This is a genomic window from Nocardia sputi, assembly GCF_023501985.1.
The window spans coordinates 13,719-25,964 of record NZ_JAMFLC010000035.1 but is presented as its reverse complement, the minus strand read 5'-3'; the positions used below and the strand labels follow the sequence as shown (position 1 = coordinate 25,964).

Below are 12,246 nucleotides of genomic sequence, written 5' to 3'. Positions count from 1 at the left end.
ACCCTGTGGTCGCCTCTATGTCAACGCCGGAAGCGGCCGGTGAGTGCCGCGCTCCGGCTGTGCCTCCCCGACCCAGACGACGGGCCGGGCAGACGTCACCAGCGGTAGTGCGCGAAGGCCCGGTTGGACTCGGCCATCTTGTGGGTGTCCTCGCGGCGCTTGACCGAGGCGCCGAGGCCGTTGCTGGCGTCGAGCAGTTCGTTGGCCAGACGCTCGACCATGGTCTTCTCCCGGCGCGCACGCGAGAAGTTGACCAGCCAGCGCAGGGCGAGGGTGTTGGCGCGGCCCGGACGGACCTCGACCGGAACCTGGTAGGTGGCGCCACCGACGCGGCGGGGCTTGACCTCCAGCGACGGCTTGACGTTGTCCAGCGCGCGCTTGAGGGTGACCACCGGATCGGTGCCGGTCTTCTCCCGCGCCTGCTCCAGCGCACCGTAGACGATGCGCTCGGCCGTGGACTTCTTGCCGTCCAGCAGGATCTTGTTGACCAGCTGAGTAACCAGCGGCGAACCGTAGACCGGGTCGTTGATCAGCGGACGCTTGGGTGCGGGGCCCTTGCGTGGCATATCAGCTCTTCTCCTTCTTGGCGCCGTAACGGCTGCGGGCCTGCTTGCGGTTCTTCACACCCTGGGTGTCGAGCGAGCCGCGAATGATCTTGTAGCGGACACCGGGGAGGTCCTTCACACGGCCGCCGCGCACGAGCACCATCGAGTGCTCCTGCAGGTTGTGACCCTCGCCCGGAATGTAGGCCGTGACCTCGACCGCGCTGGTCAGGCGAACACGCGCGACCTTGCGCAGCGCGGAGTTCGGCTTCTTCGGGGTCGTGGTGTACACGCGGGTGCACACGCCACGACGCTGCGGGCTCCCCTTGAGGGCCGCGGTCTTCGTCTTGGCGACCTTGTCGCGGCGACCCTTGCGGACCAGCTGGTTGATGGTTGGCATAGACCGGCTTTCCTTATTAGTTAACGCGGTGTGTGGACTTCATGTCTGTTTTGAGTTCGCGGCGTTCCCGGGGCCCTTGGTGGAGGCAAGCTTCCACTTCCGGGCCCGTCGTTCACGCCGCTGTCATCGAGCTTTCACTCGCACGTCCGGCCACGTTTCTCGCGTCCCGAGGTCGGGCGTGTCGCGCGCGGCGCGGAGCCCGGATTCCGGGCACGCTGGAGTCGTCGGCCGCTCTCGCTGGCCTACGGTCACGCACGAACTTGCCCGCATGCTTCCGGGCACAGCGGTCCACGATACCCGTGGCCGGGACACAGGGTCAAAGCGGGTCGGCCCGGCGCCGGTCTACCTGGCCAGGTTCAAGGTCATTTCCATCAGCTTCCCGGCCGCGTCGCACGGATCGGGGTGCGCCGAGCCCGGCCGGTAGTTGATCCACCAGCCGATGACGCCGTTGTCCGGCGCGCTCGCCGTCACCCCGCAGGAGTCCGGATCGTTCGGCCTGCGGATCTGCAGCGCGAGGGCGCTCTGCACGGTGATGTTGGTGGTGGTGTAGCCCAGCTTGTTGTTCGTCTGCTTCTCGTTGCTCAGCGTGCCGTTCTCGTACCAGTTGAGCGTCGCCATGCCGTTGCCGCCGGGCGCGCCGACCAGGTCCCACATGCAGACCGCTCCGAAGAACGACTCGCTGACCTGGATGCTCTCGCCGATGGCCTTCCCGATCTGCTCTTTGGAGAGGATCTCGCACTCCCGGAGCAACTTGTCCAGCTTGGTGTTGATCGACTGACTTCCGCCCACCGGATGCGCGGACCCGGACACCACGCGGCTGCAGCCGCCCACGGACAACGCCAGGGCCGCGGCCACGACGACGGCCGCGCCACGCCGGTACAGACCTCGTCGGACGTTCATGCTCTCCCCCTACTGCAATCGCTGCAGAGTCAGCTCGGCGAGGGCACGGCTGCGGTCGCACGGATTCCCGAGGTTATCGGAGAAGAACCCGAAGGACGTCGACCACTCGAAGAAGTCGTCGCCCAGCTGCACCGCCAGATCGCAGATCTGTCCGCCCGGATCCAAGGCTGCGAAACCGTCCCGGCCGGCCACCTTGATCGGATCGGGAGCGCGGCCGTTGACGGTCACCCACGCCCGCTCCCGCTCGATGGGGCTGCCCCGGTAGGAAGCGAATGTGATACTCGGAGAACCGATTCCCGCCGACTGCCAGTTGCATCCGACGGCGTTGCGGAACACTCCGGAGATCTGGCCGAGGCCACCGAGAGTGCGCACCTCGTCATCGGTCACGTGCCCGCACTCCCCGACGAACGGGCCCAGTGCCACCACCTTCGGCGCGGGACGCGACGGACCGGAGTCCTGCGACTGCTCGTCCGAACCGCAGGCCGTCAGCGCGAGCAGCAAGGCTGTCGCGATGACGACCGCCGACTTGATCCGCATGGGAAGAACTCTACCGATTCCGCGACGAGGTGACCGCCCGACGAAGGCGGCCGCGTGCGGCGCCTCACAAATTGCCGCGAGCCGCTTGTTCGCGTTCGATCGCCTGGAACAGCGCCTTGAAGTTCCCTTTGCCGAAGCCGAGAGAGCCATGGCGCTCGATCAACTCGAAGAAGACGGTGGGCCGGTCGGTGAGCGGCCTGGTGAAGATCTGCAACAAGTAGCCGTCCTCGTCCCGGTCGACCAGAATGCCGCGGCGCCGGAGTTCCTCGACCGGGACGCGGACCCGGCCGATGCGAGCCCGCAATTCCGGGTCTTCGTAGTAGGCGGCCGGAGTCTCCAGGAACTCGACGCCCTCCCTGCGTAAGGCGTCCACGCAGGCGAGGATGTCACCGGTGGCCAGCGCGATGTGCTGGACGCCGGGTCCGCGATAGAACTCCAGGTACTCATCGATCTGCGAGCGTTTCTTGCCCGCGGCGGGCTCGTTGAGCGGGAACTTCACCCGGTGGTTTCCATTGGCGACGACCTTGCTCATCAGCGCGGAGTACTCGGTGGCGATGTCGTCGCCGACGAACTCGGCCATGTTCGTGAAACCCATGACCCGCCGGTAGAACTCGACCCACTCATCCATCCGCCCGAGTTCCACATTGCCCACGACGTGGTCGATCGCCTGGAACAGGCGGTTGGGCGCGCCGTCGCGCCGCTGATAGTTGGAGCGGCGGGCGACATAGCCGGGCAGGTAGGGCCCACGGTAGCCGGAACGGTCGACCAACGTGTGCCTGGTCTCGCCGTAGGTGGCCAGCGCCGCCGAACGGACAGTGCCGAAGTCGTCGGTGTCGTCGTGCGGCTCGACCAGGACGGTGGCGCCGTGTGCGCGCGCCCACGCCACGCAGCGGTCCACGTCGGGCACTTCGAGCGCGATGTCGACCACGCCGTCACCGTGCCGATCGTGATGGGCGACGAGTGGACTGTCCGGGTCCACCGCGCCGGTGATCACGAAGCGCGCCGCGCCGCTGCGCAGGACGAAAGCCTTGTGATCCCGATTGCCGGTCTCCGGGCCGGAGTAAGCCTCCAGCCGCATCCCGAAGGCGGATTCCAGGAAGTGCGCGGTCTGGGTGGCGTTGCCGACCACCCAGACCAGGGCGTCCCACCCGATGACCGGGAACGGGTCACCGCTGTCGTCGTGGTCGACCAACCCCACGAGCGTGCGTAACTCGCCGTCGCTGGGAACGGCGGCGGGCCGGGCGTTCGGCAGGTGCTCGATGGTCATCTTCCAAGGAAATCGCCGGGTCAGCCGAGTAGGCAACAGCGTCGATTCTCGATAGGCAGTGTGGCGAATTCGGCTAGCAACCGGCAGGTGATGCTGGACAATTTGAATAGCTTCGATGGGTCGGGCAGCGAGCCCGCCCCGGCGCTCGAACGGAGGCCGCCATGATGCGCACACCGGCGAAGCTCGACGAACTCGATCTCGCCATCCTCACCGCGATGCACGAGTACCAGAAGGCGGGCATTCTCGAACTGTCCAGGCGGACCAAAGTCGCCAGGGCAACGGTGCAATCCCGGATCTCGCGCATGGAGGAGTCCGGCGTGATCGCCTCCTACGACCCGCAGATCGATGTCACCGCGGCGGGGTTCGACGTGCAGGCGTTCGTCACGCTGGAGATCGCCCAGGGCGCGCTGGACACGGTGGCGGCCGAACTCGACGCCATCCCCGGCGTGCTGGAGGCTTACGCCACCACCGGCTCCGGCGACGTGCTGTGCCGGATCGGAGCGGACTCGCACGCCGGATTGCAGGCCGTTCTGCTGAGCATCGACCGGACCTCCTCCGTGGTGCGCTCGCACAGCGTCATCGTGCTGTCCACCGTGGTGTCGCGCCGGGCGCTGCCCCTGTTGCGCACGCTGAGCCCCTCCGGAACCACCAAGGCCCCCGCATACCGCGCGGCCCGCGAGCCGTAGCGGAGTTCAGGGGCGCAGGTCGGCGTGCACGTCGAGGATTTCGACACTCCCCTGCTTGCCCGCCTCCAGGAAGGCGAGCAGAGCGTGCGCCTCCGCCTCCACCTCGGCGCGCTCGGCGTTCGTCCAGGTCCGGGTCGGACTGATGCGCAGCCGCGCGGACTCGGCGGTCACGAAGACCTTGTACAGACCGGAGAGGAACCCGTCGATCAGCACCGGGGAGACCTGAGCGGCGAAGGAGCGCAGCGGAGGGGCCGTGCCGTCGGGCACGATCCGCGTTCGGTCCTGGTGCGACAGCAGGGCGTTGTCGTACCAGCCGAGCAGCCGCACCGGAGCGGGCGCGTCCGGATCGGCCAATTCGGCGTCGGCCACGTCGTAGAGCGTGCGGCCGCGCTCGTCGGTGTAGGTGCGCACCCGATCCCCGAGTTGCGCCACCGCCCGCTTCATGCCGAGCAGCCTCGACCAGGTCTGCATGTCCATCGTGCTGGCCGGGCCGAAAGCACGCAGATAGCGGAAGAGCAACTCGGCCAAGGGATAGGTGGGATCCAGGGGTGCGCCGAGCCAGGGCTCGACCCGCGACCAGATCGGCCTGCTGTTGTCTTTCCACTTCCCGCGCGGCGGCGTCTGCAACACCGGCAGTTGATACAGCCAGGTCTGCAACACCGCGCCGGGGTCGCGGTCGGGATACAGCTCGGCGGCGCGGGCACGCAGGTCCGCGGCGGACATCGGCTCGTCGCCGAGCACCGCCTCGCCGTTGCTGCGCACCTCATCCGGATCCAATCCGACCATGGCGCCGTAGTTGAAGCCCTTGCGGAAGGGCGCTTTCTCCAGTTCCGGCTGCACGTGTGGTGCGATCCGCAACGCGTCCGGCGGGGTGACCATATGGATGGTCCCCCGCATCAGAGTGATCCGGACCAGGGAACGATCCTCCAGCGCGTCCGACACCGTCGCCGGATCGAAGGCCGCGACGCGGCTCCACAATCCGACGAACGGCGGCGGCGAATCCTGCGCCTGTAATCCGACGAGGTGCTCGCACATCTCGTGCACACTCAGCCGTGAGCGCTCGAGCAGATGCTGGCGAGCCAGCAGGGTCCGGTTCAGGACCCGATTGGACAATTTCATGACGCGGGCTTGTCGAGACGTCTCAGCGCAGCGTGACCACGACCTTGCCGGTGGCCGTCCGGTTCTCCAGCGAGGCGACGGCATCGGCGGCCTTGTCCAGCGGGTACAGCACCGGCTCCGGCGGCGCGATCTTGCCGGAAGCCAGCAGCGGCTCCACCTCGGCCCATTGCTCCTGCAGGTAGCCCGGGTGCGACATCACCCATTCGCCCCAGGCCGCGCCGGTCACCTCGACGTTCTTCAGCAGCAACCGGTTGACCTTGACGGTGGGGATCTCCCCCGCGGTGAAGCCGACGACAAGCAATCGGCCCGCCGAAGCGAGCGAACGAACGCTGTCGGTGAAACGGTCGCCGCCGACCGGGTCGAGCACGATGTCGACGCCGCGACCGCCGGTCAGTTCCTTCACCGCCGCGAGCCAGCCGTCGGTGAGCACCACGTCGGTGGCGCCGTTGGCGCGCGCGACCTCGGCCTTCTCCTCGGTGCTCACCACGGCGACCACCCGGCCCGCCCCGAGCGCGGCCGCCATCCGCAGCGTCGAGGTGCCGATGCCGCCCGCGGCGCCGTGCACCAGCACCGTCTCGCCCTCCGCCAGCCTGCCTCGCGTGCGCAGGCAGAAGTGCACGGTCAGGTCGTTGAACAGGATGCCGGCGCCCGCCTCCAGGGAGACGTTGTCGGGCAGCCGGAAGACCATCTGCGCGGGCGTGACGGCCGTCTCGGCCATGGCGTTGCCGAGCATGGTCAGCGCGACGACCCGGTCACCGGGGCGCACGTGCGCGCCCTCGGGAGCTTCCCGGACGATGCCCGCGACCTCGCCGCCGACGACGAACGGCAACTCCGGCTTCATCTGGTAGAGGCCGCGCGTCATGAGCACGTCCGGAAAGGCCACGCCCGCCGCGTGCACGTCGATCACGACGCCCCCCGGGTAGGACGCGGGCTCCGGAATCTCCACGATCCGAACCGCTTGCGGTCCTTCCAGCTTGTCGACCTGGGCTGCGCGCATGTGCTGACCTCTCTGTCCTCGCACCGGCACGATCCACGCCGGCGCCACACCGACAACATAACGGGCGCCGCCCGAGGACGCCCGGCCCGACACCCGATTTTGCTATGCTGGCCGCGACCTCGCGGTCGGGAGGGAAGGGGGATTAATGGTCGAGCAAAACCAGCCGCAAGCTGCGACGATGCAAGTCGATCCCACGGCGCTGCGCTCGTTCGCGCAGACGCTGCGCACGGAGGCTACGTCGGTCGTGGACCTCGGCGCCGGGGAGGACCTCGCCGCCGTCGTCGGGGCGCTGCCCGGCACCGATTTCGGCCCGGTGGCCCAGCGCGCGAACGACGCCGTGCACCGGTGCCTGGAGCGGATCGGGTCCCGGCTCACCACGATCGCGGACAACCTGCACAACGCGGCGGGCAATTACGAGCTGGCGGAGGACGACTTCGCGGCCGAGCTTCGCACCATCGGACTCCAGCTGCCATGACGCTCACCATCCCCGATGTCGAGAACTGGCAGCCGGAGCGCCTTTCGGCGGCGGGCGGGCTGGCCGAACGCATCTCGCAGGGGCTGGACACCGCGGTCGGCAAGGGCGCGGATGACACCAAAGCCCTGGCCGACGCGAAAAAGTGGTCCGGCACAGCGGGCGACGCCGCGAACGCCAGGATGCAGACCGAGAAGACCCGCGCGTCGGCCGTGAGCGCAGCTTTGCTCGAACTGAAGACCGCGCTCACCACCCAGGTGCAGAACCTCGCCGACGCCAAAGCCAAGGTGTTGAGCCTGCGGGACGACGCGCTGAACCAGACACCGCCCTTCGATGTCGCGCCCGACGGCACCGTGGGTGCCAAGACGCGAATCGACTACCTCCGCGCGCACGCGGACAAGGCCGACATCGACGGGCTGGTGTTCCAGGAAGCGCTGCAAGCGGCCTCTCGCACGTGGGAGCTGACCAACGCTCTCAAGACCGCCGAGGACGTGGCCGCCCAGGCCAGAACCCAGGTCGAGGGGGCGGCCGGGAAGTTGGAGGCGGCGTTCGCCGGGCTCGGCGAACCGAGCGCGAACGTACCCACGGCCCCCACGACGCCCGCCGCCACCGCACCGGCCGCGACCTCGGGCGCCCCGGTCGCCGCCCCTTCGTCGGACCGGCCGAGCCGGCTGATGTCCGGGCACAACGACTCCGGGTCGTCGTACGGCACATCGTCGGGCACGCCGTACCAAGGTGGGCCGAGTTCGTCCGCGCCGACCGGTCCGCTGCCCAGCGGTGACGTCGCGCGGTGGATCGCCGAGGCGAAGCAGAAGCTCATCGCGATGGGATACGACCCAGCGACCATCGACGAGCGTGCCATCGCGCTGATCATCCAGCACGAATCCGCGGGCAATCCGTACGCGGAGAACCGCTGGGACAGCAACTGGGTGGCCGGACATCCGTCGAAGGGGCTGATGCAGACCATCGACAGCACGTTCAACGCTTACAAGGCGCCCGGACACGACGACATCTGGAACCCGGTCGACAACATCATCGCCGGAGTGCGGTACTCGATCGACCGTTACGGGTCGCTGGGCAACGTGCCCGGTGTCGCCGCCGTGAACTCGGGCGGGGCATACCAGGGGTACTGAGCCGTTCACAGCGATGACCTGCGGCCGCCGAGCCGGCGCTCCCGCCGACCGACCGACTCGTCCCGGGATGCTGAACGCAAGACCCGATTGTTGCTGGCCCATGCCCCGGTGGGCGGACTATTAAGGAGGTACGGACGGCTCGACGCGAGGGTGTGACGTACGCCCCGTAAAGTCGTCACAACAGCACCGCATGAAGAAACGCGGCACACCGTGCAGCGCGAGGAGCACAAGTGTCACTCGATCAGCCACTCGCCCCGCTTCCCCAGGAGGGCATGGGCTTTGCTTCGGCGTGGCCCGTCCGGGCTGGCGATGTGGATCCCTACGACCGGTTGCGGTTCGATGCCGTCGCCCGCTACCTGCAAGATATCGCCTGGGAAAACCTGCATAAGACCTTCTTCCACCGAACCGACCCGAACTGGATCGTCCGCCGGACGGTCATCGATGTCATCCGGCCGATCCTGTGGCCCGACGAGGTGCGGCTGCTGCGCTGGTGCTCGGCGATGTCGACCCGGTGGACGAATATGCGCGTCCGGATCACCAGCGGAAACGGCGGCCTGATCGAGACCGAGGGTTTCTGGATCAATATCAGCGAGTCCACCGGCATGCCCGCGCGAATCAGCGACGAGGGCCTCGCCTATCTCGCGCGCACTTCCAGCGAACACCGCCTGCGGTGGCGGCCGTACCTGACCGACGCCACGCCGCCGGAGTCGGACACCGACCTGCCGTTCCCCGTGCGCGCCACCGATATCGACCAGTACAACCACGTCAACAACGCTTGTTACTGGCAGGCGGTGGAACAGTTCCTCGTCGAATATCCCAAGCTGCTCGCGGGCCCGCACCGCGCGGTGATCGAATACGTGGCGCCGGTGCTGGCACGCCAGCACGTGAGCGTGCGCAGCCGGTACGAGCCCGGTGACCGGACCGGGCAGCCGGTGCTACGGCTGTGGTTCGTGGTCGGCGGAACCACCACGACGGTGGTCCGCATCATGCCGCTGCCCGGCTCCCCCGCCACTGCGAATTTCTAGGCTCGCCCGCCTCTGGCGAGTCTTCAGGCCGTACTGGTGGGCGTCGTCAGACGGCGGCCCGGCCGGATCTCGGACGATCCGACCGGACATCCGATCGTCAGCCGCGCGCGGCTTTGAGCAGGTCTTCGCGGGTGGTGAACTTGACCCGGGGGCGGCCTGCGGGCTTGCCCGCGGACTTCTCCGCCTGGTCGATCGCTCGCCAGCCCGCCCGGTCCACCAGATCGGCCTGACGTTCGGCCAGCAGCGCCCGCAACGCGGCGCGGTCGGCTTGCGGCGGCGCCAGTTTGCCCGCGGTGAAGTCGGCGAGCAGCAACTCCACCGTCTCCTCGGAGTCGATCCGGTTCGAACCGATGACCCCGCGTGGCCCCCGCTTGATCCACCCGCTGACATACACGCCGGTCAGCGGCATACCGTCGTCGCCGACGACCCGGCCGTGCTCGTTCGGCACGACGCCGCGCCGCTCGTCGAACGGCAGCTCGCCGACCCGCTCGCCGCGGTAGCCGATGGACCGCAGCACCAGCGATGCGTCGATGCTCTCGGTGCGTCCGGTCGCGCGCGCGACGAGCTGACCGCCCTCCTCGAACAGTTCGTTGTGCGCGATCTCGACCGACTCGACCCGCTCGGCGCCGGTGAGCGCGACGGGCGAGGTCAGGTAACGGAACACGATCCGCTTGTTCCCCTCCGCCCTGCGACCGCCGGCGTACTCCTTGGCCAGGGTGTACTTCAACGCCAGCGACGGCTCGATCTCCGGGTCGTCCACGATCGCCTGGCTGGCATGGTCCAGCGCCAGGTCGTCCTCGTCCACGACGACGTCGACGCCCTTCAGATGCGCGAGCGCGAGGAACTCCGGCGAGGTGTAGGCCGCCTGGAGCGGGCCGCGCCTGCCGAGCACGACGACTTCGCGAATATTGCTCTGCCGCAGTGCGTCCAGCGCGTGATCGGCGATGTCGGTCTTGGCGAGTTCGTCCGGGTCGACGGTCAGCACGCGCGCCACGTCCAGCGCGACGTTGCCGTTGCCGACGATCACGGCCCGTTCGCCGGACAGATCGAAGGTCCGGTCGGCGAAGTCGGGGTGGCCGTTGTACCAAGCGACGAACTCGGTGGCGGAATGGCTGCCCGGCAGATCCTCCCCCGGGATGCCCATCCTGCGGTCGCTCGAAGCGCCGACCGCGTAGATCACGGCGTGATGGTGGCGCAGCAGTTCCTCGTGTGAGATGTGCGTGCCGACTTCGACGTTGAGGTAGTACTGCAGCGTGTCGCGGCGGAAGGCGGACTCGAACATGCTCGAGACCGTCTTGGTGCCGGGGTGGTCGGGAGCCACGCCCGCCCGGACCAGGCCCCACGGCGTCGGCAGCCGGTCGAACATCTCGATCTCCACGTCGGCCCTGCGCAGCAGCTCGTCGGCCGCGTAGCAGGCCGCGGGCCCCGCGCCGACGATCGCGACGCGCAGGGTGCCCAGCTCCTTCGGCGGACGCGAGGGCGTGACGATCGGATCGAAGTTCGATTCCAGTGGATGCCGTTGGAAGTAGGCGGCATTGATGTCGCGGAATCGCGCCAGCGAAGCGGTCAGGTCGTCCTCGGAGAAGATGGCCTCCACCGGGCACGCGTCGACACAGGCTCCGCAGTCGATACAGGTGTCGGGGTCGATGTAGAGCATCTCGGTCGTCGCGAACTCCGGCTGGTCCGGGGTGGGACGGATGCAGTCGACCGGGCACTCGGAGACGCAGCTGGCGTCGTTGCAACAACGCTGCGTGATTACGTAGGCCATATTGTGCTGATCCTCGAAGAAGTACGTGGGCCGTGGCCACCCATGGGGTTGTGGTGGACAGATGAGCGGCGTCCGTCACGTCCACCGCGAGGATCGCCCGCAGCCGCCCGTGATGTGATGCCGCTTTCAGTTTGCCTCGAGTGTGGTCGAGACCTCTCGCCTGGAGGCCTTACCGTATCTCCATGGCGCGGACTCTGATCCTCATGCGGCACGGCAAATCGGCGTATCCGGAGGGCGTCGACGACCACGAGCGACCGCTCGCGCCGCGCGGCGTGCGCGAAGCCGGGCTGGCGGGTCGATGGTTGCGTGAGACCCAGCCGCCGATCGACGCCGTGCGCTGTTCCACCGCCATCAGGACCAGACAGACGTTGGCCGCAACGGGTGTCACCGCGCCGGTCGTCTTCGAAGCCGGGATCTACGAGGCCACGCCGGAGACTCTGATCGAGCTGGTCCGGCTCGGCGACGACGACGTGGCGACGCTGCTGGTGATCGGGCACGCTCCCGGCATGCCGTGGACGGCTTGGGAATTGGCGAGCAATCGCGACGCGCCTCCCGCCGTCGAACTCAGCCGCAAGTTCCCGACCTCGGCGCTCGCCGTGCTGCGCTTCGACCGCCCTTGGACGGATGTCGACCCGGGAACCGGGGAACTGGCGCATTTCCACATTCCGCGCTGACCACGCGGTGAGGAACGCGCGGTCAGCGCAGAAATTTGCCGCCGACCACGACGACCGCACCGAGGACGAGCAGGAGCGCGAACGCGGCCAGACCACCGAACAACCACCACACCACACCGAGCGCGACGGCGAACGGCGCGATCGCGACGGCGGCGATCACGGGGCTTTCCTTGACCGTCGCCCAGGCTGAACGAGCCCTGATCCGGTCTATGTCCTTTCCAGGCATGTTCCCAGCGTAGGCCGGAATCCGGGACTTTGTCGGCGCAGGGTGGAATGCTCGGCGGATGGATTGGAAAATCGAGCTCGTCGCCATCCCGGTAACCGATGTCGACCGCGCCAAGGACTTCTACACCAAGATCGGTTTCCAGGCCGATCACGACCACAGGGTCGATGAGAACATGCGCTTCGTGCAGCTGACCCCACCCGGCTCCGGTTGTTCCATCTGCCTCGGCGAGGGCATCACCGAGGCAGCGCCCGGCAGCGTGCAGGGCATGCAGATGGTGGTCTCCAGCGCCGAGGACGCCTATCAGCAGCTGATCGCCGCCGGTGTGGACGCCACTCCGGTCCAGGACCTCGGCTGGGGCCTGTTCACCTTCTTCGCCGATCCGGACGGCAACAAATGGGCGGTCCAGCAGCTGCCCACCTACGACAGCTGACGGACGATCCCTCCGCCCCGAATCCCCGACCGCGCAGCGCTGGGGTGCCGGGGCTGGAAAACCGACACAC

15 protein-coding genes are annotated in these 12,246 nt (G+C 68.2%); 6 read left to right on the top strand and 9 right to left on the bottom strand.

All coding sequences use genetic code 11. The features are described 5' to 3' along the window. Window positions 1-95: 95 nt before the first annotated feature. From rpsG to hppD, 5 genes are all read right to left on the bottom strand, one after another. Window positions 96-566: a 30S ribosomal protein S7 gene (gene rpsG, locus M8859_RS33445; protein WP_014353063.1), complete on the bottom strand. Its 471-nt coding sequence runs from the start codon at window positions 564-566 to the stop codon at window positions 96-98. A gap of 1 nt (window position 567) precedes the next feature. Next, window positions 568-942, bottom strand: coding sequence for a 30S ribosomal protein S12 (gene rpsL, locus M8859_RS33440; RefSeq protein ID WP_014353064.1), 375 nt, complete (start codon window positions 940-942; stop codon window positions 568-570). 342 nt (window positions 943-1,284) lie between these two features. Then, on the bottom strand, window positions 1,285-1,842 hold the full coding sequence (locus M8859_RS33435) for a DUF3558 domain-containing protein (protein ID WP_159930074.1): 558 nt from the start codon (window positions 1,840-1,842) through the stop codon (window positions 1,285-1,287). Window positions 1,843-1,851: 9 nt separating this feature from the next. Continuing rightward, window positions 1,852-2,379, bottom strand: a complete 528-nt coding sequence (locus M8859_RS33430) for a DUF3558 domain-containing protein (RefSeq protein ID WP_159930075.1) — start codon at window positions 2,377-2,379, stop codon at window positions 1,852-1,854. A gap of 64 nt (window positions 2,380-2,443) precedes the next feature. Then, window positions 2,444-3,646 carry a 4-hydroxyphenylpyruvate dioxygenase gene (gene hppD / locus M8859_RS33425; protein WP_159930076.1) on the bottom strand — a complete coding sequence of 401 codons (1,203 nt, stop codon included), beginning with the start codon at window positions 3,644-3,646 and terminating at the stop codon, window positions 2,444-2,446. 164 nt (window positions 3,647-3,810) lie between these two features. Between hppD and M8859_RS33420 the strand changes: the two genes are divergently transcribed. Then, entirely contained in the window at window positions 3,811-4,332 is a 522-nt protein-coding gene (locus M8859_RS33420) for an Lrp/AsnC family transcriptional regulator (RefSeq protein WP_249645467.1), read from the top strand. Window positions 4,333-4,338: 6 nt separating this feature from the next. On the opposite strand, the gene M8859_RS33415 is transcribed toward M8859_RS33420, so the two are convergent. Both M8859_RS33415 and M8859_RS33410 read right to left on the bottom strand, forming a co-directional pair. After that, window positions 4,339-5,451 carry a winged helix DNA-binding domain-containing protein gene (locus M8859_RS33415; RefSeq protein ID WP_159930077.1) on the bottom strand — a complete coding sequence of 371 codons (1,113 nt, stop codon included), beginning with the start codon at window positions 5,449-5,451 and terminating at the stop codon, window positions 4,339-4,341. Window positions 5,452-5,473: 22 nt separating this feature from the next. Next, the gene (locus M8859_RS33410) at window positions 5,474-6,448 is read right to left on the bottom strand and encodes an NADPH:quinone oxidoreductase family protein (RefSeq protein WP_159930078.1); all 975 of its coding nucleotides are present in this window, start codon (window positions 6,446-6,448) and stop codon (window positions 5,474-5,476) included. Window positions 6,449-6,626: 178 nt separating this feature from the next. On the opposite strand from M8859_RS33410, the gene M8859_RS33405 reads away from it, so the two are divergent. The 3 genes from M8859_RS33405 to M8859_RS33395 all read left to right on the top strand — a co-directional run bounded on the left by M8859_RS33405 (window position 6,627) and on the right by M8859_RS33395 (window position 9,078). Further along, entirely contained in the window at window positions 6,627-6,923 is a 297-nt protein-coding gene (locus M8859_RS33405; protein WP_249645463.1) for a type VII secretion target, read from the top strand. After that, complete coding sequence (locus M8859_RS33400; protein WP_159930080.1) at window positions 6,920-8,053, top strand: transglycosylase SLT domain-containing protein; 1,134 nt, start codon at window positions 6,920-6,922, stop codon at window positions 8,051-8,053. Before M8859_RS33405 ends, M8859_RS33400 begins: the two co-directional genes overlap by 4 nt. 230 nt (window positions 8,054-8,283) lie before the next feature. Then, window positions 8,284-9,078, top strand: a complete 795-nt coding sequence (locus M8859_RS33395; RefSeq protein WP_195072115.1) for an acyl-[acyl-carrier-protein] thioesterase — start codon at window positions 8,284-8,286, stop codon at window positions 9,076-9,078. A 97-nt stretch (window positions 9,079-9,175) separates the two neighbouring features. Here the strand turns inward: M8859_RS33395 and M8859_RS33390 are convergent, their stop codons facing one another. After that, window positions 9,176-10,846: an FAD-dependent oxidoreductase gene (locus tag M8859_RS33390; RefSeq protein WP_195072116.1), complete on the bottom strand. Its 1,671-nt coding sequence runs from the start codon at window positions 10,844-10,846 to the stop codon at window positions 9,176-9,178. Window positions 10,847-11,028: 182 nt separating this feature from the next. Here M8859_RS33390 and M8859_RS33385 point away from each other — a divergent pair, with 182 nt between their 5' ends. After that, window positions 11,029-11,520, top strand: a complete 492-nt coding sequence (locus tag M8859_RS33385) for a SixA phosphatase family protein (RefSeq protein ID WP_249645462.1) — start codon at window positions 11,029-11,031, stop codon at window positions 11,518-11,520. Between the two features lie 22 nt (window positions 11,521-11,542). Here the strand turns inward: M8859_RS33385 and M8859_RS33380 are convergent, their stop codons facing one another. Then, the gene (locus M8859_RS33380) at window positions 11,543-11,746 is read right to left on the bottom strand and encodes a hypothetical protein (RefSeq protein ID WP_159930083.1); all 204 of its coding nucleotides are present in this window, start codon (window positions 11,744-11,746) and stop codon (window positions 11,543-11,545) included. A gap of 58 nt (window positions 11,747-11,804) precedes the next feature. Between M8859_RS33380 and M8859_RS33375 the strand changes: the two genes are divergently transcribed. Beyond that, a complete protein-coding gene (locus tag M8859_RS33375) occupies window positions 11,805-12,176 on the top strand; it encodes a glyoxalase superfamily protein (RefSeq protein WP_159930084.1) in 372 nt (123 codons plus the stop codon). The last annotated feature ends 70 nt before the right edge of the window (window positions 12,177-12,246 follow it).

Bases quoted from the DNA above. Each gene is read 5' to 3' on its own strand.
- M8859_RS33435 (WP_159930074.1), bottom strand. From the start codon at position 1,842: ATGAACGTCCGACGAGGTCTGTACCGGCGTGGCGCGGCCGTCGTCGTG.
- rpsG (WP_014353063.1), bottom strand. From the start codon at position 566: ATGCCACGCAAGGGCCCCGCACCCAAGCGTCCGCTGATCAACGACCCG.
- M8859_RS33405 (WP_249645463.1), top strand. From the start codon at position 6,627: ATGCAAGTCGATCCCACGGCGCTGCGCTCGTTCGCGCAGACGCTGCGC.
- M8859_RS33390 (WP_195072116.1), bottom strand. From the start codon at position 10,846: ATGGCCTACGTAATCACGCAGCGTTGTTGCAACGACGCCAGCTGCGTC.
- rpsL (WP_014353064.1), bottom strand. From the start codon at position 942: ATGCCAACCATCAACCAGCTGGTCCGCAAGGGTCGCCGCGACAAGGTC.
- M8859_RS33415 (WP_159930077.1), bottom strand. From the start codon at position 5,451: ATGAAATTGTCCAATCGGGTCCTGAACCGGACCCTGCTGGCTCGCCAG.
- M8859_RS33400 (WP_159930080.1), top strand. From the start codon at position 6,920: ATGACGCTCACCATCCCCGATGTCGAGAACTGGCAGCCGGAGCGCCTT.
- M8859_RS33430 (WP_159930075.1), bottom strand. From the start codon at position 2,379: ATGCGGATCAAGTCGGCGGTCGTCATCGCGACAGCCTTGCTGCTCGCG.
- M8859_RS33385 (WP_249645462.1), top strand. From the start codon at position 11,029: ATGGCGCGGACTCTGATCCTCATGCGGCACGGCAAATCGGCGTATCCG.
- M8859_RS33410 (WP_159930078.1), bottom strand. From the start codon at position 6,448: ATGCGCGCAGCCCAGGTCGACAAGCTGGAAGGACCGCAAGCGGTTCGG.
- M8859_RS33420 (WP_249645467.1), top strand. From the start codon at position 3,811: ATGCGCACACCGGCGAAGCTCGACGAACTCGATCTCGCCATCCTCACC.
- M8859_RS33380 (WP_159930083.1), bottom strand. From the start codon at position 11,746: ATGCCTGGAAAGGACATAGACCGGATCAGGGCTCGTTCAGCCTGGGCG.
- hppD (WP_159930076.1), bottom strand. From the start codon at position 3,646: ATGACCATCGAGCACCTGCCGAACGCCCGGCCCGCCGCCGTTCCCAGC.
- M8859_RS33375 (WP_159930084.1), top strand. From the start codon at position 11,805: ATGGATTGGAAAATCGAGCTCGTCGCCATCCCGGTAACCGATGTCGAC.